The organism is Ehrlichia minasensis, from assembly GCF_004181775.1.
Classification (GTDB): domain Bacteria; phylum Pseudomonadota; class Alphaproteobacteria; order Rickettsiales; family Anaplasmataceae; genus Ehrlichia; species Ehrlichia minasensis.
Genome location: NZ_QOHL01000012.1, coordinates 1 through 25943, shown reverse-complemented (window position 1 = coordinate 25943; position 25943 = coordinate 1). Strand labels below are relative to the sequence as shown.

The window sequence follows — 25943 nt, the reverse complement described above, 5'->3', positions numbered from 1 at the left end:
ATTATTATGTCTTTCAGTCATGTGATGTAGATTAAATAATCTGGATGTATTTCAATTTACAACATAGGTAAAAGCTTTTCTACTACAATTTTTTATAAAACTTATAATAATATTTCTGGCGTCAGTTTTACTGAATCAGATAAATTTTTTCTCCATGTTTTTAGATTGTTTTTAATATTATCATTTTCTAGGGATAAAATAGATGCTGCCATGATAGCTGCATTGTATGCTCCTGATAATCCTATAGACATTGTTGCAACAGGGACTCCTTTAGGCATTTGTACTATTGATAGCAAGCTATCTATTCCGTTTAAATTACTACTTTTTATTGGTACTCCTATAACTGGTATATGTGTTAAGGATGCTACTAATCCTGGTAAATGGGCTGCTCCTCCTGCTCCTGCTATAATTACTTTGAACCCATTATCTTCTGCAGATTTTGCAAATGTGTAAAGTCTGTCCGGTGTTCTGTGTGCAGATATAATCATTGTTTGGTGTGTTATATTGAGCTCTTTTAATATTGAGATTGAATTGCTCATTGTTGAAAAATCTGATTGACTACCCATAATTACTGCGACGTCTACTGTGTTTTGGTTAATTGACATGGTGTTTCTCTATAAGATTTTGAATTGTTAATTTTAGCTGTTTTGCATTATTTATATTAGTTATTGGATGCATTCCATTATATAAGACTGCTATATAAGGAATATGATGATTGAAAACTATACCTTTGTTGGTTAAATATGACAATAGATTTTTTAGATAACCTGGTGGTACGTTATATGGTGTGAAGTTGAGAGTACCTTGTTTAGATAGAAAAGATAGTAACTTATTTTTATTTTCGTCTAGTGAAATGATGATAGGATTGATGTTGTCAAAATCAGAGATGACTTTATTGATTTCTGGAATCTTTTTTACACAACTGCTACACCAAGATGTGTAAATTACTATGACATTTATTTTAGAATCTGTTATTTTGAACGTATCTGATAATGCTTGGGCTGAATTGATTTCCTTAATTTTTACCAGTGTATCTGGCATATTACTATGTATTTTATAGTAAGAAGATATTTTGTTGAAGGTAAGTAAAGCGAATAAAGAGATAATGAATGTAAAAAGTATAAAGTGTTTGTTATTCATGAGCTGTGCCTATTATATGTGTGATACTTATATTAAGTATGTAAGTGTATAATATTAAATTGTTGATTATTAAAAGATAATTTTACTTTATCAGTATTATTTTAAGATGATAGTTTTACATAGCTTAATGTCTTATTATTGGTCTAGCATAAGTGAAATTATAATACTTGTGATAGTGTTGTGAAGAATAATATGTTTTTTATGTTACAAATGAGATATGTTGCAGTTTTTTGTTAATATTATTGTGTATATTTTTAGAATATAAGCTTGAACTTTTTATCTTATAATATAGAATAAAAAACATTAAATTTTAAGTTATTTATAATATGACTCAAACTCTTACTAAGTCGAAGATAGCAGAAGTAATTAACAGAGATGTTGGACTATCTCGTGAAGATGCAGCATCTATTGTTGGTGAGGTTTTAGATGAGATGATAAATGCATTAGTTAGAGATCATATATTGAAAATATCTTCTTTTGGTACTTTTAAGTCTTATAAGAAAAAAGCTCGTATGGGGCGTAACCCGAAAACTGCTGAGGCATTTGTTATTAAAGAACGTAATACTGTATCATTTTATCCCTCTATACTTGTTAAACATTCGATTAATGGTGATGATAGTATGGAATAAAAGGTGAATTTGATGAGTGGAAAGAAGCTATTGCAAAGTAGTTGTAAGCTTCAGACAATAGGTGAAGTTGCAAAGTGCTTAAATGTTGAACAGTATGTGTTAAGATTTTGGGAAGAAAAATTCCCTCAAATTAATCCTATCAAGCGTCGTGGTAGAAGGTTGTATACACAAGTTGATGTTGATATTTTAAAATATATTAAACATTTATTGTACGATAAGGGATATAAAATTAAAGGTGTACAACAGGAACTTAATAAAAAAACTGCTAATGTTGATAAAAGTAATGCTAATATAACGCAGAATGTCTATAGAGAAGGTTTGGTAAATTTGCTAAATGATATGTTGCACTTAAGAAATGATTTGTTGAAAAAGTTTGACGGAATGTAGCGCAGCCTGGTTTAGCGTGTCAGTCTGGGGGGCTGGAGGTCGTGGGTTCGAATCCCATCATTCCGACCATTTTTTCAATTTATGCTATATATAATTTGACAAAATTAATGATGCTATGGTTGTGCTAGTATTTTGTAATCTTAGTCATATATGTAGCTTTTTTATGTTAAGTTATTTAATTGTTAATTCTTCTAATTTTGTGTAAGTATATGTAATTTGTTGTGCTGTTTGAAATCTTTGTTATTTGAGTTAGGTGTTTTTTTAATTTTACAACAGATTATTAATAAGCTGCTAATTGAAATAATAAGAAAGCTTTTGTTAGATAGTAAATTATATAGTAGTTGTTTGGGAAATACATTGTAGTTTTTGTACTGATTTTATGTGGAAATGCACTTAATAATTCCTTTGGGATAATAATAGTATTTTTTGCTGTTTTTTCAGTCATATAGAATGACAACTTCTGATATACGATAAATAAGAAGAAAGATAATACCAGAAAGGTGCGGATGGAGTGGGATTCGAACCCACGGTACGCTATTAACGTACGTCAGTTTTCAAGACTGGTGCCTTAAACCGCTCGGCCATCCATCCGATTTACTTGTAACATAATATTTAAAATCATGCAATATCTCTTTAATTGAGATTCTATAGATCATAATTTATTCTATATGCTAATAAGGTAATGTTGTTAATGTAAAATATCTGTAATGGTGCTACATATAAATTTATTAATCAATATAGTGTGTTTCTTTTATATTGTGACAAAAATTAATTTAAAACAAAATTAACACACTAAAATGTATAATAAAGCATGCTATTTATACTAATGGGTTATTGTATGCTTCATTTAACAACAGAAATTACAGGTATTGATTTTGCTAATGATTTTCATATACATTCAGGTGAAAGATTTGTTGTTACAAGTGGTGATCTACAACTTGAGATCGGCAGCCATGGTAGTCATGGTTATCATATTTTATTTAAAAACAATGGTCATGTAATATCAGATTTACATGGTGTAAAAGCTGAAGACTTTAGCTTTGATATGAAGAATCGTAGTTTAAGTGCTTCTTTCATAGTTGATCCAATGGCTCCTTTTCATGAATTAGATGTTAATAATCATCCAAACTTCTCTATTTCTATGCATGCTGAAGGTGTTTGTAATAATTGTGTGCATGGGAACACACCACTTACTTCTCTAGTAAATCAATCTCAAGTTTTATTACCAAGTGGAGTTCCTGTAGCTTCTGGTGATGCTCAAGTTCCTGCAGCTTCTGGTGATGCTCAAGTTCCTGCAGCTTCTGGTGATGCTCAAGTTCCTGCAGCTTCTGGTGATGCTCAAACTGCAGCAACAGGTTTACAAACATTATCTAGTCGCAGACCTTCTGGATTTGAGTTTTTAGGTGCTGAGACTCTTGAAGCGTTGGATTTATAATAACTTCTGATAACTGAAATATACCCTGTAAAATATTTCTATTTTCTACTCAAAAATTTAGCTTCTATAAAGCTTATAGAAGCTAAATCTCGGTATTTTATACAGCTATTATAACCTTGTGAAAAGGTATAATATTTTTTGTATAAGTAATATTGAGTATTAAGTTAATCTTTTGTTTAGTTAACAATTAAACTTTTTATTTGTTTTATTGTTATTGTGATAACTTCGTGCAATATGTTACTGTGTATTTTTTTCTGAATAATGCAGTTCTAAAATTTTTTGCATATGTTTTCAATGTTTTTATACTTCATGTATTTTGCCAGATAAAAAAATTGAATTGCATACTTAATGCTATTTTATCCTTATCAAGTTGTACATACTTTAAGTTTTATAGAACTATAATACAAGTAACATAACTTTCACCAATGTATCAAACTTATAACATTATATTTAGTTTATAAGATTTGTATTGTATATATGCAACTTATTAACCTTACTTTTGAAAAGACATATTAAAAATGAGGCTATTATAACTAAATGTACTAAGCAGTTTTACTGCTTAGCAATAAATGTGTTTTTATAGCCAACATCCAACGATCTCTTTAATCTCTAATATGTGCTTATTAGCAATAGATGCTGCTTTATTGTTACCTGAAACTATTATGTTATGCAGATGCTCCTGGTCTTCAAGAAATTCTTTTACTTTTTGTCGTATTGGTGCAACATTAGATATTATTAATTCTGCTAATTGTTCTTTAAATTGCTTTGTATCTAGATTCTCAATGTTAGTACATGCTTGTTCTAGATTGATGTTTAAAAGTGTAGCATATATGCTAACTAGGTTTTTAACTTCAGGTCTACTATCTAGAGTATTAAAGTCAAACCCCACAATAGAATCAGTTGTTGCTTTGCTTATTTTTTTTGAAATCATATCATTACTATCATGCAAGTTAATACGTGTAAGATCTGATGAATCTGATTTACTCATTTTTTTCTTTCCATCTCTTAAACTCATAATCTTTGCTGATTCTTGCACTATCAATGGCTCTGGAATTTGAAAATATTGTGTGTTATGAATAGAATTAAAACTAGTAGCGATATCCCTAGTTAGTTCTAGGTGTTGTTTTTGATCAGCACCTACTGGTACAATATTTGCTTTATATATCAGTATGTCGGCGGCCATTAGTACTGGGTAGCTATATAAACCCAAACAAGATACTGATACTTTGTTACGGCTTTTTTCTTTAAACTGAGTCATTCTGTTTAATTGTCCCGTTGAAGTGATGCAGCTAAGTATCCATAACAATTCTGAATGTGCATGTATGGAGGATTGTATGAATAAAACTGATTTATTTGGATCAATACCACATGCTAAATATGTTGCTAATGTGTTTATCGAGTTTTGCTTTAATTCAGCTGGGTTATAGCTTTGAGATGTTAAAGTATGTAAATCAGCAAGAAAGAAAAAACACTTGTATGAACTTTGTAAGGATACCCAATTACGTATAGAACCTAAATAATTTCCTAAATGTATACTACCAGTTGGTTGTATACCAGATAAAGCAATAGACATAGACATAATTGTTATCCTTCAATAGTAATTAAGTGATGTATTTTATAGTACATTTATAAGTGATGCACGTATTTTTTTATATTGGACAAAACAATACAAGCATTAATTGGTGTATGTTTGGATTTAATTTCAGTATCTTAGGGGGTAGGAGTAAAAAAACTTGTATACATATACTAGCATTAACATAGAGCAAAAAATACTCCACTAAAATGGCATAAAATAAATTTGCTTGAGTTTAATGGAATTTAATCACTCTTTTTGGATATTATTACTGAAGCTGGACGTAATAACTTATCCTTTATTATATATCCAGGTTGCACAACATGCAGAATAGTATTTTCATCTTTCTCTTCATCACTCATTTGAGATACTGCTTTATGAAACTGCGGATTAAACTTTTCTCCAATTGGATCTATTCTTGTAATGTTATGACGTTCTAGTGTGTTGAGTAGTTCTTTGTAAGTCATCAATACTCCAGCATGTATACTGTCGTCTTCCTTTAAATTTTTTAATGATGTTTCTAGATTATCACAAGAACTTAATAGATCACGTGCAAAATTAGAAATAGCATAGATAGATGTATCATCTATATTTTTTTGCATAATCCGCTTAACATTTTCTTTGTCAGCTACTGCCAAGCGAAACTGATTTTGGAAATGTGCTAGTTGTTGTTTTAGTTTCTCTAGCTCTGATAAATCTTCATTTAATTTTTCTTTTTTCTTGTTTAATACTGCTGTAAATTTTCTTTGTGGTTTCTGGTTAGATTGAATTTCTTCACCCGACTTTTCTTCAGTTTGAGGCGTATTGTTTTGTTGACTTTTTGTGTTATTGTCACTATCACTCATAATTCTAAACTTGTTTATAAACTCTAAGGAATATATAGTAATATTATCAAAAAATATCAAGTGTTATGAGCTATTGTTAATAGAGTTTTTCTAGATTGTTAATATTTTATGATGCGTGACGATAAGAAATTTATGTCTTTGGCATTAAGAATTGCAAGACGTGGCCTTGGTAATGTTTTCCCTAATCCTGCAGTTGGATGTATAGTAGTGAATCATGGCATGATAGTTGGACGTGGGTGGACACAAGTGGGTGGAAGGCCACATGCAGAGGTGATAGCGTTGAATAATGCTGGATGTCTAGCAAAGGGTGCTACTGTATATGTTACTCTTGAGCCGTGTTCTCATTATGGAAAGACAGGGCCTTGTGCGTTGAAACTCATAGATGCTGGTGTTAAACGTATGGTAATAGCTGCAAGGGATCCTGATGTGCGTGTATCTGGCAATGGAATAAAATTACTGCGTGATGCAAATATAGATGTAAGGTGTAACCTCATGTATAAAGAGGCTCAAGAGCTCAATATTGGGTTCTTTTTTAGTAAAATCAAGGATAGGCCTTTTATTACAGTAAAATTAGCATCTACTTTGGATGGGAAAATAGCTTTAAGTAATGGTAGTAGTAAATGGATTACAAATCAGTTAACACGTAATTGGGTGCATAAGCAAAGATCTATGTATGATGCGATTATGGTTGGCAGTAATACTGTAGTTTATGATAATCCAATGTTAAATGTTAGGATTCCTGGGTTGGAATATTATTCTCCAGTAAGGATAGTGATTGATCGCTTTGGAAAGATATGTACTTATCATAATATAGTGAAAACTGCTGATATTATTCCTACTTATATTTTAACAGATGATAGTTCTAAAGTGAAGTTGTGTAAAGCTAACTACCTGGTAGTAAATGGTGTAGATGATTTCTTGAAAAATGCAATGAAGTTAATTGCTATGAAAATAGGTATTACTAGATTATTTGTTGAAGGTGGTAGTATTTTAATAACAGAGCTTCTTAAAAATCAATTGGTTGATAGAATTATATGGTGTAGATCAAATAAGATTTTTGGTGCCAGTGCAGTATCATCCATTGGGAATTTGGATGTATTAGCGATACAGAATCTTTATAATTTTAAAAAAATAAATACATTATATTTTGATGATGATATTGTGGATATTTTGGAAAGTTGTAGAAGGTATTGATGTTTTTTACTGTAATAATTGTTATTAAATGTTCTTAGTGAAATATTGAAGGTAGAAATGTTATGTAATATTAAGTAATGTATAGTTGTTGTTTTATGTTAATTTCATATATTAATTTTGTAATATTGACAATATTAAAAAAGTTGATACGAACAGTGCCTTAAAAGCCACTATTGCTGCATCCACTGTTGCTATAAAATGTATTAACTCAGGATGTTAATTGGTAGTTATGGGTTTATAGAGCTTTATTTTTGTATCTTATTAGTATATACTCAAAATTAGTGTTGTGGTTATGCAATATTAATCATGTTCACTGTGTTAATTATGAAATAAGGTATTAGATATGTTACACGTTCAAAGTGATGTTGATCAACATGAAGGTTATATAGATTATCATAATTGTACAAATTGTTCTCACGGTGAAGAGTTTGAAGTTAGTCTTTCTGAGGAAGAAAAAGCGCAATTAAATATATCTTCTGATGATAATGTAGTATGTGATTGCGTATATTTTCCTTTAGACATGGAAAAAAATCATAATGAGGAAAAGCAAGTACACCAAGGTGATGCCTTGACTATTGATGCATATCAATTAGGGTTATTGTTAGGTGGCTTTTTAAGCTCTATGCATTACATGTCTTATAGCCGCCCTTGTTGTTATTATGATTGTTATGATAGAAGTTATTACGACTGTTGTTATAAAAATTGTTACGATTGTTGTGATAATAATATGTATTATAACAACTGTTGTGATTGTGCAATGTAAATCATAATATTCAACAAGCATAAAATTCTTTACTAAAATTTATCAATTGTTCCTGTATTTAACAACTGATGATTTGTAGTTTTATACTTCTTTTAGTTTGGTATTATATATAAATTGTAGGTTTTGGTAAGAGTTTTTATAGGTTTATTTATGCTGTTTTATAGTATTATGGTGCTGTAGCTTATTGATTTCCATATGTTTTAATTTTTTAACTATTATTCTGGTGGTGTAGTTTAATATAATTAAATGTAAAGCAGCATAAATGGTTGAAGTTTTTATGTTAATCAATATTTAATTTGCTGCTTTAACTTATCTAATTTTATCTAATTGTTTTAATTATTTTTTGTTAGAATTGTTATAGTGTAATTTATTTTGTTTCTTGATAACTCAATGAAGCTTTTATAAGTGATATAAATAATGGATGAGAATGGAAAGGACTTGATTTAAATTCTGGGTGAAACTGTACTCCAATAAACCATGGATGATCGTTTAATTCTATAGCTTCTATTAGGCTATCATCAGTATTGTTTGCTTTACCTGTAAAAGTTAATCCATGTTGTTCTAGTAAGTCTTTATACTGTAAATTGAATGTGTATCTGTGTCTTCTTCTTTCGTTTATTACTGATTGTTGATATATGGAAAAGATTTTAGAATTTGCATCTAAATAGCATGGGCATGACCCTAGTTTCATGCTTCCTCCTAGAAAGTTTTGCTGTAATTCTGGTAATTGGTGTATTACAGGGTTTTTGCAATATAAGTTAAATTCTGTAGAATTAGCATCTTCTAAGTGAGCTACATTGTTTGCGAACTCAACTATGGCAAGCTGCATGCCCATACAAATACCTAAAAAGGGTATCTTATTTAAACGTGCATGTGTTATTGCTGTGATCTTACCTTTAACTCCGTCGTCACCAAATCCTCCAGGTATTAGTATAGAATCAACATTATCAAATGCACTAATCCCGTTGCTATCTAATGAACGTGAATCTATCCATCTTATCAATAACTTTACCTTATTGTGAGTTGATGCATGTTCTAAAGCTTCAATTAATGACTTGTACGCATCAAGCAGTTTGATATATTTGCCTATTATTGCTACAGTTACTGTTCTTGTTAGTGTATGAGATATGTTTAGTATGTTTTCCCACTTACTTAAGTTTGGATCAGGAGAATTAACATTAAAATGTTTTAATATTTGTGTGTCTAAGTTGTAATTGTGATAAGAAATAGGTAATTCATATATATTTTTTACATCTAATGCAGGAATAATGTTTGTTGGTGAAACGTTACATAAGTTTGCTATTTTATCTCTTTGTTCTTTTGATAATGGTATTTTACTGCGGTACAGTATTATATCTGGCTGTATACCTACAGCACTTAATTCTTTTACAGAGTGTTGTGTAGGTTTGGTTTTTAATTCCATTGCTGCATCAATATATGGTACTAAAGTCAAATGGACAAATATAGTATTATTTTTGCTTAATTTATATCCAATTTGTCTTATAGACTCAAGAAATGGTTGACTTTCAATATCTCCTACTGTTCCACCTATTTCGCATATGACAAAATCTAATCCTTCAGTGTTATGTAGAATAAAAGAGTTAATAAGGTCAGTAACATGTGGGATAATTTGTACTGTTTGGCCTAGATAATCTCCTCTTCTTTCTTTTTTCAGTAAATTATGATATACCTTACCGGTAGTTATGTTGTCATTTTTTGTTGTTTTGACGCCTGTGAAACGTTCATAATGCCCTAAATCTAGGTCTGTTTCTGCTCCATCATCAGTTACAAAAACCTCTCCGTGTTGAATTGGACTCATTGTGCCAGGGTCTATATTAAGGTATGGGTCCAACTTACGTAAACAGATCTTAAATCCTCTAGCTTGTAACAATGCTCCGATGCTAGCTGCAGCTAACCCCTTGCCTAAAGAAGATACTACACCTCCAGTAACAAAAATAAATCTAGTTGAAGTTTGGTTACTCATAATACCTTACTGATTAAATGGTATGCTATCTTCATTATCATGTTCCATAGGAGGCAGATTATGTACTTTGCTCATTTCAGCAATTTTCTTGACAATAGACTCCTTGTGTACACTTTTAGCATTTACCCCAACCAATAAAACTGTGTTAATGATAAAAGCAGTTGCAATAACAACTGTAAGTTTTGTGATAAAATTAGAGGATGACCCAGTTGAAAACATGGAATCCAAGTTACCCTGCGTTCCACCAAATCCACTTAGATTATCAGATTCTGGTGGTTGTAATAATATTAAGATTACCAATAGAAATACTAGCACTAATTGTATAACTGTTAAAACCATATAGAAAAGATAATGCTATTAAAGTATATTTTATACATTGTTTATTGTTTTAAGTCAAGGATTACAGAGGTTATAAAAATGTAGTTTTTGTATTAATAATTGTATGGTTGTTATGCAAGATAGTAAGATGTAACTGTATATCAATTAATTGAGTATTAGTTTTAGTTACTATAATTTTGCTGTCTGTTGTAACAGTACACTTTGCTTGAGAATATTAGTTGATTATGTAGTGATGTGTAATAAAAAAATGTGGAATTTTTTTGTGATAGCAATGGATTTTCTATCTGTTAAAATCTGACAATATGCTAATAGTGAGTTGATATGGATAATCAGAAATATGTGGAGATTTTTCTTGAGGCAATAACTGCAGAAAGACATATATCCTATAATACTTGTCAGAGTTATAAAACTGATTTATTAGGGCTTTGTCAATTTGTTAGTCAGCAGAATCTTTTATTAATAGATGCTAGTATCAATGAATTACAGAATTATATAAGGTTGTTGTATGAGAAGGGATATAAAGCAAATACTGTATTGAGAAAGATATCAGCTATTAAGAATTTTTACGGATTTCTATATAGAGATAATATAATTGAAAGTGATCCTACTTTGTATCTTGATGCTCCTAAGTTATCTCGTTCTCTTCCAAAAGCTTTGAGTTTTGAAGAAATTGATAAATTACTTGATGTTGCTGCTTTAGATATTTCACCTGATGGAAGAAGGATTAATGCTATAGTTAATATATTATATTCCTCAGGTATAAGAATTTCTGAATTAGTATGTTTAAAGTTTTGTTCAGTAATGGAGGCTTTGGAAGGTCATAATGAGGAAATTTATCATATAAAGATTAATGGCAAAGCAAATAAGGAGAGGATAGTATTATTAAATTTATCTGCTGTGGAAAGTATAAAAAAGTATATGGAAGTTTATAAATATTTTGTTCCAAATGGGTTTGAAATGTCACGATGGCTATTTCCTGGGACAAAATTTGATAATCCTATAACTAGACAAAGAGTAGGGCAATTGTTAAAAGGTTTAGCTATGAATGCTGGTATTGATATTACAAAAATCTCTCCGCACAAACTTCGACATTCTTTTGCAACTCATTTGTTAAATAACGGATCAAATATTATTTTTATACAAAAAATGTTGGGACATGCTAATTTAGCAACTACACAAATATATACTCATATTGCAAATGAAAAACTAAAGAATGTGCTACTAAAATTTCATCCTTTAAACAATGAATAAATTTGTAATAGAAGATATTATTTTCCTCTTAAATAGTGTTGCTAAAGTTGAATTATCTTTAATTTTCTGTAGGTTAAGCTATAAAGCAATGTACTTATAAAATATCTTACTCTGTTTAAATATGTTTTTTATTGTAGTAGTAGTATTGCTATTGACTGGAATTTTCATGTTTTAAATATAGTACTAAAAATTTAAATTTATAGATTAACATAAAATTTTTATGTTAATAAATTGAAAAAAATTACTAATTTTGTTATTGAAATATATAAAATGTGTTTTCTCTATTGATATTAGTTTGGTTGGCATTTTTGAGAATATTTATTAATAGTTTAGTGTTGATATAATAAGACATAAGGTCTGAAAAATTTAAGATAGGTTAAGGAATTGATACTTGTTATTTAGAAATTTGATTCAGTTTTTATAATTTTGATTCAGTTTTTATAATTTATCTAATTAAGAGCTTGTATTGATATAATGATTAATAGGAAAGTTTAAAATGCAATTGAAAGGATTGATCTTATTGATTGAGGTTTTATATTATTTGTACAATGTTAATTAACTGTAGCGTTTTTGCTTATCTAACTAAGATTTAGTGTTAATGTGATAGTGCATAGGTTGTAAGAAAGCATGAGGTATTTGTAGTAAAATTATTGGTTCATATGGTGTTCGTTATTTAGTATTTCTAATTTAGTGAGAATTTAGTATTAATGTAATGGTACATGAGTTCTAAGGAATTTTAAGATAAAGGTGATGTTATTGAACTATGTTAGTAACCTATGTCATTTAGGAATCCACTTAACTAATGTTTAGCAGTTTATCTTACTGAAAGTTTGTATTTATTGTAAATAAGTTTTTAAAAAGGGTTTTGTGTAGGAATATTTTTTCTTTTATAGAAAATCATATTTGATTATCTAGAACTTAATCAACACTCCTCAACATGCATGAATTTATTTCAATAATACGACATGCTTTTTGTGCTAGACTTTTGTTGTGTGTAGCTAGGAACATAGCAATGTTTTTTTCTTTTGCATGTTCTTGTAATAAAGAAAAAACTTCAAATGCAGTATAGTTATCTAAACTTCCAGTGGGTTCATCTGCTAAAACTATAAGCGGGCAATTAATTAAACTTCTTGCTATTGCAACTCTTTGCCTTTCTCCTCCAGAAAGTTGTGATATAGACATTGAAAATTTGTCTTGTAATTTTACACGTTCTAAGATTTCCATAGCATTTTTTTTTGCAATGGACTTACTTTTCCCGATGATAATTTGTGGTAACATTACATTTTCTAGTACTGAAAATTCTTGTAGTAAATGATGAAATTGGTATATGAACCCTAAAAAATGACGACGTAAGAAAGTTTTATCTTTATCTGAAGTTTTATTTGAACACTCTATGTTGTTTATAAATACACTACCTGAGGATGGAGTGTCTAGTAATCCAGCAATATGTAACAGTGTACTTTTACCAGAACCAGATCTACCAATTAAAGCAACAATTTCTCCTTTTTTTATTTGTAGATTTGCATTTGTTATAATAGGTAATTTGTTATCTTTGCCAAAAAATTTGCTGATGTTAGATAAAGCAAATACTGTAGACATTTTTAATCCTATTGTTTTATTTGAATTTTATTGTATAAACACGTGTACTTTGTCAAGGCTTATAGTATATCGTGTATTGTAACTTTCCATACTGAAAAAGAGAAATATGTTAAGTTTTTTGTAGTTGTGTGATATTAAATTGAAAAAGGCTAATATAAGTTCAAATAACTATCTATTGTAAGTGTAGTATCAAAAAACTAAATGAAATTTTAAAGCTGGCTTTTATTTATTATGTTGTGACTGTTTTGTGATGGTGTGCATAACTTTTGTTAATGTATGAGGTTTATTGGGTGTAGTTTATTGATGCTTATTCTTAAGTTGTAGTGATTAAAAATTATATTGTGTTATTGTAGTACAAAATTATGAGAAAGTTGTATTTTCAAGTTCTGAAAATAACGTAAGTTGTATAATGATAAATAGGTCTGATTAATAATCCTTGTGTTGTATCATATTTAGTCCATAGCTATCTATTTGTTGGAAAAATTGCCTAATATTTCCATTTTGTTAAAAGCTTGACATGTTGTACTGTCTGGCAGTATACACAGTGGAGGCTTTAGAAGAAGTGTTAAATTGAGTATATATATTATGTTAGATGTTGAGAATAATAGTTTTGATGAAAAAAAAAGAGAAGCTCTTGAATTCCATTGTAAAGATTCAAAACCTGGAAAAGTTTCTTTATTGCCTACTAAACCCTTATTGACTCAAAGGGATTTGTCACTGGCATATTCTCCTGGTGTTGCAGTACCTTGCTTAGAGATAGCTAAAAATCCTGATTTGGTATATGAATATACTGCGCGTGGAAATTATGTTGCTGTAATTTCAAATGGTACAGCTGTGTTAGGTTTAGGAAATATAGGACCTTTAGCATCAAAGCCTGTTATGGAAGGTAAGGCTGTATTATTTAAGAGATTTGCTGATATTGATGCGGTTGATATAGAGGTTAACACTTCTGATGTGGATGATTTTGTTAATGCTGTAAAATATTTAGGATTAAGTTGGGGCGGAATAAATTTAGAAGATATAAAAGCTCCAGAATGTTTTATCATTGAGAAAAAGTTGAGTGAGATAATGGATATTCCAGTATTTCATGATGATCAGCATGGGACTGCTATTATTGTATCTGCTGGACTTATTAATGCTCTTGATATTACTGGTAAAAACTTTAAAGATGTTAAAATTGTTATAAATGGTGCTGGTGCTGCAGGTATTGCATGTCTTGAAATGATAAAGCTAATAGGTGTTCCTGCTGATAATATAACTTTATGTGATCAAAATGGAGTAATATATAAAGGTAGACAGCTTGGAATGAATGAGTGGAAAGAAAAGCATGCTGTTGAAACGAAAGATAGATCTTTAAAAGATGCGTTGGTAATGGCAGATGTGTTTCTTGGGTTATCAGTTAAAGATGTTTTAAGTAAGGATATGCTGTTGTCTATGAATAAAGATCCTGTGATTTTTGCTTTAGCAAATCCAGATCCTGAGATTAATCCTGATATTGCGCGTGAGGTTAGACCTGACGCAATTATAGCTACTGGAAGGTCGGACTATAATAATCAGATTAATAATGTTATGGGGTTTCCTTATATATTTCGTGGAGCATTAGATGTACGTGCTAAATCAGTTAATAGTGAAATGAAAGTAGCAGCAGCAAATGCAATTGCTATGTTAGCACGTGAGTATGTTAGCGATGAAGTATCTGATGCTTATGGTGGACGTAAAATGAACTATGGAAAGGATTATATTATACCAACTCCATTTGATCCTAGATTGATTACTATAGTGTCTCCTGCGGTTGCAAGGGCTGCTATTCAATCTGGTGTTGCTAGAAAAAAAATAGAAGATTGGGATGAATATACTAAACAACTAGCGTCAAGGCTATCATCAACTTCTAATATACTTAACATGATGTATAGTGCTGTTAAACGTGATCCTAAGAGAGTTATTTTTTCAGAAGGGGAAGAGGAAAAAGTAATTAAAGCTGCTGTACAGTGGCGTAATCAAGGATATGGGTTGCCTATACTTGTGGGACGTATTGATAAGGTGCAGGAAGCATTTGAACGTTTAGGTATTAAAAATATGCAAGGTATAGAAATTGCCAATGCAGCAATTTCAAAACGGAATGATGAATATACAGATTATTTATATAAAAAATTACAACGTGAAGGGTATTTATATAGGAGTTGTGTAAGAGATGTAAAAACAGATCGTAATGTTTTTGCAGCATGTATGCTTGCATGTGGTGATGGTGATGTATTAATTACTGGTTTAACCAGAAGTTATTCTGCTTCTATTAGTGATGTACAGAAGGTCATAGGATCTCAAGGTGTTGTTTTTGGTTTATCAGTTATTGTAATGAAAGAGCGTACTATATTTGTTGCTGATACTGCAATACATGAATCACCAACGCCAGAGCAGATTGCTCAGATAGCAATTCAGGCATCTATACAAACTAGAAAAATGGGGCATGAACCTCGTGTTGGGTTTGTTTCTTCTTCGAATTTTGGTAGTCACTGTCAAGAAGATGCTAGGAAGATGAGAAAGGCTATAGAAATTTTAGATGGTTGTAATGTTGATTTTGAATATGATGGTGAAATGTCTGTTGATACTGCTCTTAGTGCAGAATTGTTAACATTATATCCTTTTTGTAGGTTGACTGGAGCAGCAAATATTTTAGTTATGCCAACTCTTCATAGTGCAAATATATCTTCTAAGCTATTACAACAAGCTGTTGGAGTATCTGTAATAGGACCTATTTTGATTGGCATGGAAAAGCCAGTGCAAATTGTACAAATGTCTTCTTCAGTTTCTGAGATTCTTAATCTTACTGTGCTTGCACCTACAGTAAATAGTAATGTTCAATCTTGCTTGTATGATAGGATATAATAAATTATATTGGGTTAGTAAAGGGTAAATTGTGCTATGATGTATCTCTTTGTTAATTATTTATTAAATGCTGCTATTTATTAAAGTTATGCATTTTCTAATATTATTATGTGTAATTAATGTTGTTTAGATAAATAGAAGATAAGTATTTTTTTGGTGAGTTGATGAGAATTTTAATATACTCTGGTGGAATTGTTTTAGCTTTGTTGTTATTTTTAATAATTTCTCCTTTTTTTATTAATTGGAATTCTTACTATGCATCTCATATACTTAAACAGATAGAAGGTATGTCAGATGATGTCACTGTAAAAGGTGTAGGAAGTGTTACAGGAAAACTTATCTTACCTAAGATTATAGTTAATAATTTGTATATAGAAGGGCGTGGAAAATTATCAACACATAAATCAACAATATTAGTTAATCAGCTTGAATTAAAGATATCGTTATTATCCTTATTGTTGTTTTCTCCTAAGGTTAATACGATCACTATTGACGGATTAAGTATTCCACTTGGGAATCTTGTGAGTCTATTTTCTTCATTTCAAAGCAAAAGTTTTAATATAAATACATTTAATATTGTTAATAGTGTTGTTAATACAGATCAGGATGGTACATCTTTTAATAGTAAGCCTATATCTATTAAAGAGGGAGCTATTAAAACTATAAATGGTGCAAAAGTAATAAATGGATTATTGAGTATTGGTAAGAATGATTATAATTTAGTTGGTGATGTATCACTCGATAAAGAGCATAATAAGATTAATGCAGGTGTTTATTCTCAATCTACAAAAGTCACTTTGTCTGGTATAGCTAGTGGAAATGAATTTGATGGTGTAATATTGGCTAATGGGACTGACTTTTCGCAATTTATTAATGATATTTCTGAGACTAATAAAACTTCTATTTTTTCTTTTATTAATTCAAATGAAAAATTTTCTTTGTCTGCTAATGTAAAATTATTTGGTAAGTCTTTTGAACTAAATGATTTAAAGCTATCTACTGATAGCATAGATGGTGTAGGAAAAATAGTTTGTTCAAGTTATGCATCATGTGATGCTAGTATTGATTTTTCAAAAATTAATATAGATAATTTGTCTAGCAATAATAATAGAAGTGATACATATGGCAAAGAATCTCGTACTCTTGACTATTTTAATACTTTGATATCTGAAAATTTGGACTATAAAATTAAAATTAATGCTGAGGAGATAAAGTATCATGGTGAAGTATCTAGTAAGTTGGTTCTAGATTTTGAAGTGTTAAAGGGAAAGATTAATATTAATAAAATGACAGTGATGTTACCTGGAAATAATAATGTATTATCTATTGAAGGTAATGTTAGTAGCAGTGATTTAATCTCTAGTTTTAATGGAAAGCTTAAAGTAATAGGAGATGATTTTGTTTCTTTTGCAAAATGGTTATTCCCTATACATGTTAATTTGGAATCGAGTAGTAAATTTTCTATACAAAGTGATTTATATTTAGCACCTAGGGTGTTTTCTTTATCTAATGTTGAAATATTAACTAAAAATTTTGGGGATGCGGAAGGGCAATTAAAAATAAAATATGATAAAAAAAGTAGGTCTGTTTACGGTAATATTGGATTAAGTAATATTGATTTTGGTCTGTATAAGGTAAGTGAGGAATTAAATCTAGAAAACTTTATGCAAATGAAATGGTTGAAAGATATAAAATATAAAATAAATGTTGAGACAAATCTGAATAACTTTCTTATTCAAAAGCAGAGGGTTAATACACTAGGTTTTTTGGTAAATGTAGTGCAAGGTAAGTTTGGTATTGATAAAATACGTTTTAATGGAGCTGATGGGTCTGATCTTAGTGGATTTATTAAAGCTTCTATTAGATCTCAGGATCTAAAACCAAAGATATCAGTTAGTCTTAAAGGAAATAAATATAATACTGCGTTCATAAAATTTCCTACTTTAATACATGATGTTGTTGATTCATCAAATAAAGTAACTAACATAAAATGGTTAAATCATGATCTAAAATTTTATGGATTAGAACATGTTGATGGTAATATTGATATCAGTATTAAAAATTTTGTTGCTAAAAATAATGCTTTAACAGATTTTGTATTCTCATCTAGTTTAAAAGATAGTCTAATGTCTATTAATAAGCTGATGTTTAAGATAGATGATGGATTTGTATCAACTAGTGGTAAGATTGGTATAGGCTCTAATACTTCTTCATTGTCTGCTGTGATATCTGTAGCTAATGTTGGATTAAAGAATTTACTTCAGTATGCGCGTGTTGATGGTGTTACTGGTAATGTAAGTATAAGTGGTAGTATTCAAACTCAAGGTAAGAATTTAGTTGATTGGGTTAATGCTTTAGAAGGTAAAATGGAAATAGTTGCTAAAGGTGTAAATGTTAATGGTGTAGATTTTAACAAGTTTATAGTGGACCTATTAGATGCTAAAAATAAGTCTGATGTTGTAGCATTAACTCAAATTGGCTTGTATGATAACAATACAGTATTCAACTTTATCAATGCTGGTGCTAACATTAGTAGAGGTAATGTTATATCTTCATTGCAATTTGCAATTGATAATGCTAGTGGTGTAGCATCTGCTAATGTTTCTTTATTGCAATTTACTGTAACATCTAAAGTTAGATTATCGTTTATGCGGCCAGGTGTATCTTTGCCAGCTAATATAGATATGTCATTATATGGTCAATTATGGCAGCCTAAGATGAGTTTTAATGTACATTCTCTTTATGAAGAAATTGTAAAAGGGAATAGTGGTTATGTATCAACTCATGATGAAGAAGAATTCATAGATTAAGAATTTTAAAATAATTCAACCTGGTTGTTTAATATAGTATTAGTATAAGCTTGCAAGCTTTATCTCAATCAAAAGTTTGTTGAGTATATAGTTCTCTTAACTTATGTGCTTTATTGAAGAAGAGGATAAAATAAACTATTTATCACTGATTTTCAAAAATTTTTATTTGTGATAATAAAAAATTGAAAGTATACAAAAAGATTTTTGTGCTGATATTTGTATATTTATTGTTTATGAACTTTAATATTATAGCTTTTAATGTTATTTGTGGTTCTGATGTCAGGTAATTGCTAGTTTATCATTTATTTGTGAAGGCAGTGTTGTGGGATTAAAAAGTGTACTATTGAAACTTGTTTGTTTTAATTTAATAAGTTGAATAGTTATTGAATTGTTGCACTCCACTGTTTTCCACGTGTAACTTGTTTGTGGATGTGTAAATTGAATATAGAATTTTAACATTATCTTTTATTGATCTGTAGTAATGTAGGAGTGAGAAACATTTACATAGTCAGTATGTGTTGTGTTACAAGATTTGGATAAAGGTATGATGTGCGTGATACACTGATTCTAAAATCTTAGAGTAGAATAATTATTGAATGCCATAGCCCACTATTTCATAAATGATGTGGGTTATTTAATCAATGTTTGATGAGAAAATTGGAAAAGACATGTAAATTATCTTTTATTGTTCTGGAATTTAATAGTATAAACCTTAGTAAAATCAGTATGGTTAGTGTATATATTTTAGTTTAGTAGAGTTAATTTAAAGGCTTCATGGTTTACTTACTCTGCAATCTTAGAGTAGAATAATTATTGAATGCTATAACCCACTATTTCATAAATGATGTGGGTTGTTTAATCAATGTTTGATAATAAAATTGGAAAAGACATGTACATTATTTTTTATTAGTATGAAATTTAAATGGTATCAACCTTAACATCGCTAATATTAACATTATTAGTGTAGCATATTTAATTGTGATGAATTTACTTAAATATTTGGAATATATAGTGCCTTCACTTATATGATAAGGTAAATATGAGTCAATAATACCTTCAGTCATTATAGGTAAAGCGTTAATGATACGTCCATAACTATCTATTACAGCAGATATTCCACTATTTGCAGCTCTGATAGTAGGTAAACCATTTTCTATACTTCTTACGCGGTTAATTTCTAAGTGTTGATATGGTTGAGAACTGACGCCAAACCACCCATCATTTGTAATGTTGACAATCCATTGACCTTTTGTACATCTGTTTGCAACTTCATTGCTGAAAATGGATTCGTAACATATTAAAGGAATAAAAGGACTGTAATTTAATGATACAGTCTTATTTTTGTTTGTTCCTGGACTATAATTTAATTTGCTTGTAATTTTCTCAGGGATAAAACTTCCTAATGCGAATGGTATGAATTCTCCAAATGGTACAAGGTGAAATTTATCATAGTGATCTATTATTTGTCCATTGCTATTAATAACGAATAATGTATTATGAAATTTATCATTGGTATTTGCTAATCTTGTTCCTCCGGCAATTAAAAACTTTGGGATAGTTAATTTAAGATAGTTTTGCACTGAATCAATATTTCTGTTAGTCAGGAAAGGAAAAGAGTTTTCTCCCCAGATTACATGTGTTCTTGAATTTAATCCATATTGACTGGTTAAGCGTAAATATGTTTGAAATCTATCATATTCTTGTTCTTCATTCCCATTCCAGCTGCTTACTGTGTTTCCTTGTACTATGCGTATAGCTACATCATGGTTGTATTTTTGATCTTGATTGGTTAATGATAGTCTGTTATTTCCATAGATAAACATGCTTACTAGTACTAACATTACGATAGCACATGAAGCGGTGCTTTTATCTTTTATGCATACTCCAGGAGCTGTACTGCAGAATATTGCAAGAAATTCCATACCGTATGTTCCAAGTAATGAAGCAGTTTGTAGCATTTCTATAGAGAAAGCCCAAGAATAGGCAAATAAACTCCAAGGCACTATGTATTCTAATAACATTCCTACAATAGTGAAAGATAACGAAAATGTTATTAATCCTGGTAACTTTTTGTAATTTAGAAAATAGCTTATGGATGTAGCTGCAGCAAATAATAATGATAAAGATGCTGGAATAATGAGTGTAAAAGGTATTAACAGCCATAATATTTTACTTTGAGTAATTAATGGGACATCAAGCCAATATAAGCTAGTAGTAAAATAACCACAACCAAAGGACCATCCGCAAAAGAAGGCTTGTTTTATATTTTTTGAATGTGATAGTATAATATAGAGTCCAGAGAATGCTATCATTAAAGCAATAAACATGTAAAAGGGTGCCATAGATAACGCTCCTAGTACTCCTAGCGTCATTGCTAATGTATAGTTGCATTTTTTATAAAGTTCCTTCAATTTTTTTATCCCTATGTTAATGCTTAATTATACTCAATAAAGATTAGTATACTCACTATTGTAAGTATTTTTTATGTTATGTAAAGCATAAGACTTTAATGCGTTTATACATAATAAAGCTTATGAGTTTTTAGTAGATAAAAAATTTAATATTCAATTGTTTGTTAGTAAGATAGTAATATTTAAGCAGGATTGAATATTCATGTAATGTATTAGTGATTTCTTGGTAGATGTTTTATAGTGTTGGTCCTGTTTTTGATGTCAATTGTGTTTGTGCTACAACTTTGTTAAGTTAAGTGTAATTCACTTTTGTCTTAAAAAAAAAGTAAAGCTTCTTATTTTGTTATAGAAAGTTTGTATATTATCTATAAGGTAAAGAATCTCTTGGATTATTGTTTGTATAAAAATGCTTTATAGTATTGGCTTTTTTATCCATTAATTTTAATTTAGCAAAAAAATCATGAAAAGTAAGAACAGCAATTTATAGTATTTTTGCTTTGTAGAATAGTTAATATTATAATTTATGATAAAGGCGCTTGCCTTTTTGATAATATTTTAGTAGGTTTGTCAATCATATATTATTAAGTTTATAGGTATATGTGATGATTAGTTTGTTGCCTGTCTTGCAGGTTGTTATACCTTTACTTTCTGCAGTAGGCTGTGCTTTATTAAAGAATGCTAGATTAGTCAAAATAATATCAGCTATTGTAATATTTATCTCTTTCTCTATTGCAGTCATATTGTTTTGTCAAGTATATCCTCATAGTGTGATTAAATATAGCGTAGGTGGGTGGGTAGTGCCTTATGGTATAGAACTTAAAGTAAATATATTTAATGCAACAATGCTTGTTTTGGTTGGGTTTGTTGCTGTGATGAGTGTTATATATGGCATATATCCTAATACAAAGGAAGTGAATATTAGTACTATACCGAGTTTCTATTCTATATTCCTGTTATGTTTTAGTGGTTTTTTAGGTATACTAGTTTCAAATGACGTTTTTAATATTTATGTTTTTCTAGAAATATCATCTATCTCTTCGTATATTTTGGTTGCAATGGGGCGTGATAAAACCGCTTTAATAGCAGCATTTGATTATTTAGTGATAGGTACTATTGGTGCGACATTTTATTTAATAGGAGTAGGATTTTTATATGCTATTACTGGAACTCTGAATGTTGGTGATTTGTTTTTAATAGTTCAGGATAAATCTTTAGCAACAAATAAAGCTATACAAATTGGATTATTATTTATAGCAGTAGGTTTATTTGTTAAGGCAGCACTGTTCCCATTTCATAAATGGTTAATTCAAGCTTATAGTTATGCTCCTACTTTTGTTTCTGTGTTTTTTTCTGGTGTGTCTACCAAAGTGATGATCTACTTAATAATAAAAGTAGTGTACGATATTTTTAAAGCTGAATTAGTTTTGATAACTTTGCCTTTCAATTTTGTATTTATGTTTTTTGCTGCTTTGTCAGTGATTTTTGCATCTATATTTGCAATATTGAGTGATAATATAAAAAGAATTTTTGCATATTCAAGTGTTGCTCATCTTGGATACATTGTCTTTGCTGTTGGTTTAAATACTTATTATGGATTAGCAGCTGCTGTAACATATATAATTAATCATAGTTTAGTCAAATCTGCATTATTTATGGTAATAGGTAATATTTCTTACAATTGTGGGAGCCTTGATCTTAAGGATTGTACAAACATATGGAAAAATATGCCAAAAATTGCATTACCATTTGTTATTTTGTGTATAAGTCTTATTGGAATGCCAATAACTTCAGTGTTTATTTCTAAGTGGTATATTTTTGATGCAACGATTAAAGCGAATTTTTGGTTTGGTGTGGTTATGCTACTTGTTGGGTCAGGCTTATCTGTGGTGTATGTATGGAATATAATAGAAGCAACGTGTTTCAAGTCATCTGATAAACAGAACAGAAAGTTATTTGAAATTCCTAATGTTATGGTACTGTGTATTTGGGCAATAGCGATTTCTTCTATTATTCTTGGAATATATCCAATGCCTTTAACACTGATTTCTAACAAGATAGCAGAATCGCTATTATATTAAACATGAGCACCAAATAAACAATTAAAAGCCACCTAGGTCTTTTTCAAGAAATAAAGAAGTGTTATATTAAGAAAGAGAAATTATCTACTTCTTCCTTGTGCTTTGCTTTCAAAGACTTGAGATACTGATTCAACAACAAAACTGCAGTGTTCTTGATTTTGTACAGTGTTAAGCTCTGGCACGTAATGCTTATTATGTGGTTTAACTGGAGAACCAATACCACTATTATTGATATAAGATGAGGATATGGATTTTTTTCTTTTATATTTTCTGTTTACTTTTTGTTTTAAGAAATACCCCGTACCGATAAGTAGTATTAACCCTAATAGAACATACCACTTTGGATTGTCCGTAATGTAAAGTAAAATATAGTGAAAATAACTCATAACCACTTTCTACCAAATTGTTGCACACTTATTTAATAATAGCACTAAGTAATCAATTTGAATAGTGTTATTTAATATATATAATAAGCAACTTATTGTTAATATTGTAAATTATTTTGTTGAATAATGCTACGTCAATACAAGTATAAAATTTGGTCAATTGAATTTTGTTATTTTACAAATCTGTTAACTAATCTTGTCAATATTACATTGAGGTTTAAATCTGAACTTGTATGCTCAATAAACCCTCCAATAGGAATGGAATCTTCATTTGATCCAAGTACAATATCGATATACCTTCTACCTAGGAAATTAGAGAGAGATAGTGATGCTGAACTATCAGAAGGTAATAGGACATTCTTTTGTATACACATTGTAACAACCGGTGTGAAATTTCTGTCAAGTGATATTGATGTTACTTTGCCTATTTTTACTCCAGATAATGTTATATCATCTCCCATATCTAATCCATCTACACTAGGGAAGTGTGCTTTAACTGTGTAACAACTGTGAGAAGTATTATTGAAAGGTAATTTTTTAAATGCTATTATTCCAATAGATAACGCAGCTATTAAAACTATAAATCCTGCAAAAATTTCAATTACGTTAGATCGATGCATAAAAAATTACCAATAAAATTTAATGTTACTTTGTATTATGAAAAACAGAAACTTTGTTGGGATGATAAGCATACTGAGTACCGGTTAAGTTTGGAAAATGTAGACTTTTTGAAGATTTGGGTATTTGATTGTTTGTATAGTGTAACCACATATGCCATGGTGCAGGAATTTTTGTTGGGTCTGCTTTACCATTATATATTACCCACCTTTTTTCAACCCCATTTACTATTGTATTATAGTAATGATTACCTAAAATATCCTTACCAATTAGTTTTTTGTTTCTTTTTATTAAGAACTGTAAGTTGTAAAAAAATGACATACTTATAATTGGTAATTTATTTTATATTAGTATAATGGTTATGATAATACAATACAACTATTAACTAGGTATTTAGTTAATATTTTATGTAACAATTAGCTTAAAATTTGGTAATATTCAATAAGTAATTATGAAATGTCCTTTCTGTAATAATACTAATACTCAAGTAAAAGATTCAAGAGCTATAGAAGATGACATGCTAATTAGAAGAAGAAGAATCTGTCTTGTATGTAATTCTAGATTTACTACAACTGAGAAATTACTACTTAGGTCATTTATGGTTATTAAGAAAAATGGTGAAACTGAGCTATTTGATAAGCAAAAATTGCTTTCTTCAATTTTAATAGCTATAAAAAAACGTCCTGTTAGTCATGAAGGAATAAATGTAATGGTTAATAATATTTTTTATGAACTTGAGGGGAAAAAGGAAAGTGCTGTTCCAACTGATGTTATTGGTAAAATGGTCATGGATAATCTTTTTAAATTAGATAAAGTTGCATATGTTAGGTTTGCTTCTGTATATATGAATTTTAAGAACATAAATGATTTTAGTAATATAATAGCAAAAATAATTAATGAACAAATTCTTTAGTATGTATTAAGTCCGTTAAATTATGTTATGATAGATTATTATTCTTGAATTGTTAATGAGCTTATGTTATGTATTATCAGTATATTTCTATTGATAATATATTATGCCACTATGATCATGGGGGTATAGCTCATTTGGTAGAGCATCTGCTTTGCACGCAGAAGGCGAGCGGTTCGAATCCGCTTACCTCCACGTTCTATTTGAATCTTAAACTTAATAAAAAAAACTAGCATCATAAAGCTTTGGTATTTTTATTTGTAGAAATTTACTGTAATAATCCAAAATCATGATTCTCAATAAATATGTGATTATCTCCATCAATATAAACGTTATCATTTTTTTGTTCTCTACCATAATTTTTGAATATGTTATTGTATGCAATTAATACTTCATCGTAACTATATTGCTCTTTTACTGCTTCATAGAAATTTAACATCTCTTCGTATGTGAGATCAAAAGATACGTGATGTTTATGCTGATCTATGTTATCCACAATATTTACGTGTTCTCTTGATAGAGGAAAATATACAATATTTTTTTCTACATTGGTATTAGGGTTACTTTTGTTAATGTTGTATTCTTCACCTACTGAATTTTGTAAAGTTTTATCACTTTTTTCTGAAACCAATGTATCGTGTTTTTGTGTTGTATCACTTATTTTCTGGTGCGCAATATCTTCTGTAGGAGTGCTTTGTACTTTGTTTT

General features: G+C 29.5%; 21 protein-coding genes, 3 tRNA genes and 1 pseudogene. 12 read left to right on the top strand and 13 right to left on the bottom strand.

The window, feature by feature from the left end; genetic code table 11:
- Nucleotides 1–101: 101 nt before the first annotated feature.
- Together purE and DRF75_RS03045 are read right to left on the bottom strand one after the other, a co-directional pair.
- The gene (gene purE, locus DRF75_RS03050) at nt 102–605 is read right to left on the bottom strand and encodes a 5-(carboxyamino)imidazole ribonucleotide mutase (protein WP_045170966.1); all 504 of its coding nucleotides are present in this window, start codon (nt 603–605) and stop codon (nt 102–104) included.
- A complete protein-coding gene (locus tag DRF75_RS03045; RefSeq protein WP_235424715.1) occupies nt 595–1041 on the bottom strand; it encodes a TlpA family protein disulfide reductase in 447 nt (148 codons plus the stop codon). Before DRF75_RS03045 ends, purE begins: the two co-directional genes overlap by 11 nt.
- Before the next feature lie 425 nt (nt 1042–1466).
- Here DRF75_RS03045 and DRF75_RS03040 point away from each other — a divergent pair, with 425 nt between their 5' ends.
- The 3 genes from DRF75_RS03040 (at nt 1467) to DRF75_RS03030 (ending at nt 2225) form a co-directional block, all read left to right on the top strand.
- The gene (locus DRF75_RS03040; protein WP_045170968.1) at nt 1467–1769 is read left to right on the top strand and encodes an integration host factor subunit alpha; all 303 of its coding nucleotides are present in this window, start codon (nt 1467–1469) and stop codon (nt 1767–1769) included.
- Between the two features lie 12 nt (nt 1770–1781).
- The gene (locus DRF75_RS03035; protein ID WP_082019996.1) at nt 1782–2156 is read left to right on the top strand and encodes a MerR family transcriptional regulator; all 375 of its coding nucleotides are present in this window, start codon (nt 1782–1784) and stop codon (nt 2154–2156) included.
- Nucleotides 2147–2225: transfer RNA gene (locus DRF75_RS03030), tRNA-Pro, on the top strand. The genes DRF75_RS03035 and DRF75_RS03030 overlap by 10 nt, the downstream gene beginning before the upstream one ends.
- 434 nt (nt 2226–2659) lie before the next feature.
- On the opposite strand, the gene DRF75_RS03025 is transcribed toward DRF75_RS03030, so the two are convergent.
- Nucleotides 2660–2747: transfer RNA gene (locus tag DRF75_RS03025), tRNA-Ser, on the bottom strand.
- Nucleotides 2748–2994: 247 nt separating this feature from the next.
- Between DRF75_RS03025 and DRF75_RS03020 the strand changes: the two genes are divergently transcribed.
- On the top strand, nt 2995–3591 hold the full coding sequence (locus DRF75_RS03020; protein WP_129992636.1) for a TRP47 family tandem repeat effector: 597 nt from the start codon (nt 2995–2997) through the stop codon (nt 3589–3591).
- Between the two features lie 577 nt (nt 3592–4168).
- Here the strand turns inward: DRF75_RS03020 and trpS are convergent.
- On the bottom strand, nt 4169–5170 hold the full coding sequence (gene trpS, locus DRF75_RS03015) for a tryptophan--tRNA ligase (protein WP_045170969.1): 1002 nt from the start codon (nt 5168–5170) through the stop codon (nt 4169–4171).
- A 239-nt stretch (nt 5171–5409) separates the two neighbouring features.
- On the bottom strand, nt 5410–6009 hold the full coding sequence (locus DRF75_RS03010; protein ID WP_045170970.1) for a nucleotide exchange factor GrpE: 600 nt from the start codon (nt 6007–6009) through the stop codon (nt 5410–5412).
- Between the two features lie 108 nt (nt 6010–6117).
- Between DRF75_RS03010 and ribD the strand changes: the two genes are divergently transcribed.
- Both ribD and DRF75_RS03000 read left to right on the top strand, forming a co-directional pair.
- Nucleotides 6118–7203: a bifunctional diaminohydroxyphosphoribosylaminopyrimidine deaminase/5-amino-6-(5-phosphoribosylamino)uracil reductase RibD gene (ribD, locus tag DRF75_RS03005; RefSeq protein WP_045170971.1), complete on the top strand. Its 1086-nt coding sequence runs from the start codon at nt 6118–6120 to the stop codon at nt 7201–7203.
- Between the two features lie 343 nt (nt 7204–7546).
- Entirely contained in the window at nt 7547–7966 is a 420-nt protein-coding gene (locus DRF75_RS03000; RefSeq protein ID WP_045170972.1) for a hypothetical protein, read from the top strand.
- Nucleotides 7967–8333: 367 nt separating this feature from the next.
- Here the strand turns inward: DRF75_RS03000 and DRF75_RS02995 are convergent, their stop codons facing one another.
- Nucleotides 8334–9950, bottom strand: coding sequence for a CTP synthase (locus tag DRF75_RS02995; protein ID WP_045170973.1), 1617 nt, complete (start codon nt 9948–9950; stop codon nt 8334–8336).
- A 6-nt stretch (nt 9951–9956) separates the two neighbouring features.
- Complete coding sequence (gene secG / locus DRF75_RS02990; protein ID WP_045170974.1) at nt 9957–10289, bottom strand: preprotein translocase subunit SecG; 333 nt, start codon at nt 10287–10289, stop codon at nt 9957–9959.
- Between the two features lie 321 nt (nt 10290–10610).
- Here secG and DRF75_RS02985 point away from each other — a divergent pair, with 321 nt between their 5' ends.
- Nucleotides 10611–11540 (top strand): tyrosine recombinase, encoded by a 930-nt coding sequence (locus DRF75_RS02985; protein ID WP_045170975.1) that lies wholly within the window; start codon nt 10611–10613, stop codon nt 11538–11540.
- A gap of 918 nt (nt 11541–12458) precedes the next feature.
- On the opposite strand, the gene DRF75_RS02980 is transcribed toward DRF75_RS02985, so the two are convergent.
- On the bottom strand, nt 12459–13139 hold the full coding sequence (locus tag DRF75_RS02980) for an ABC transporter ATP-binding protein (RefSeq protein ID WP_045170976.1): 681 nt from the start codon (nt 13137–13139) through the stop codon (nt 12459–12461).
- A 585-nt stretch (nt 13140–13724) separates the two neighbouring features.
- On the opposite strand from DRF75_RS02980, the gene DRF75_RS02975 reads away from it, so the two are divergent.
- Together DRF75_RS02975 and DRF75_RS02970 are read left to right on the top strand one after the other, a co-directional pair.
- Nucleotides 13725–16022, top strand: a complete 2298-nt coding sequence (locus DRF75_RS02975; protein ID WP_045170977.1) for an NADP-dependent malic enzyme — start codon at nt 13725–13727, stop codon at nt 16020–16022.
- A 164-nt stretch (nt 16023–16186) separates the two neighbouring features.
- The gene (locus DRF75_RS02970) at nt 16187–18832 is read left to right on the top strand and encodes an AsmA family protein (RefSeq protein WP_045170978.1); all 2646 of its coding nucleotides are present in this window, start codon (nt 16187–16189) and stop codon (nt 18830–18832) included.
- Between the two features lie 896 nt (nt 18833–19728).
- Here DRF75_RS02970 and lnt read toward each other — a convergent pair.
- The gene (gene lnt, locus DRF75_RS02965; RefSeq protein ID WP_240729887.1) at nt 19729–21243 is read right to left on the bottom strand and encodes an apolipoprotein N-acyltransferase; all 1515 of its coding nucleotides are present in this window, start codon (nt 21241–21243) and stop codon (nt 19729–19731) included.
- A gap of 602 nt (nt 21244–21845) precedes the next feature.
- Here lnt and DRF75_RS02960 point away from each other — a divergent pair.
- Nucleotides 21846–23321, top strand: a complete 1476-nt coding sequence (locus DRF75_RS02960; RefSeq protein ID WP_045170980.1) for a proton-conducting transporter transmembrane domain-containing protein — start codon at nt 21846–21848, stop codon at nt 23319–23321.
- A gap of 80 nt (nt 23322–23401) precedes the next feature.
- Here the strand turns inward: DRF75_RS02960 and DRF75_RS02955 are convergent, their stop codons facing one another.
- The 3 genes from DRF75_RS02955 to DRF75_RS02945 form a co-directional block, all read right to left on the bottom strand.
- Nucleotides 23402–23707, bottom strand: a complete 306-nt coding sequence (locus DRF75_RS02955) for a hypothetical protein (RefSeq protein ID WP_240729886.1) — start codon at nt 23705–23707, stop codon at nt 23402–23404.
- 170 nt (nt 23708–23877) lie between these two features.
- Nucleotides 23878–24327, bottom strand: a complete 450-nt coding sequence (gene mlaD, locus DRF75_RS02950; RefSeq protein ID WP_045170982.1) for an outer membrane lipid asymmetry maintenance protein MlaD — start codon at nt 24325–24327, stop codon at nt 23878–23880.
- A 25-nt stretch (nt 24328–24352) separates the two neighbouring features.
- A complete protein-coding gene (locus DRF75_RS02945) occupies nt 24353–24646 on the bottom strand; it encodes an NADH-ubiquinone oxidoreductase subunit NDUFA12 family protein (protein WP_045170983.1) in 294 nt (97 codons plus the stop codon).
- Between the two features lie 130 nt (nt 24647–24776).
- Between DRF75_RS02945 and nrdR the strand changes: the two genes are divergently transcribed.
- Entirely contained in the window at nt 24777–25238 is a 462-nt protein-coding gene (nrdR, locus tag DRF75_RS02940) for a transcriptional regulator NrdR (protein WP_045170984.1), read from the top strand.
- A gap of 119 nt (nt 25239–25357) precedes the next feature.
- Nucleotides 25358–25430: transfer RNA gene (locus tag DRF75_RS02935), tRNA-Ala, on the top strand.
- A 73-nt stretch (nt 25431–25503) separates the two neighbouring features.
- Here DRF75_RS02935 and DRF75_RS05045 read toward each other — a convergent pair.
- A pseudogene (locus DRF75_RS05045) lies at nt 25504–25943 on the bottom strand (hypothetical protein); the annotation flags it as partial.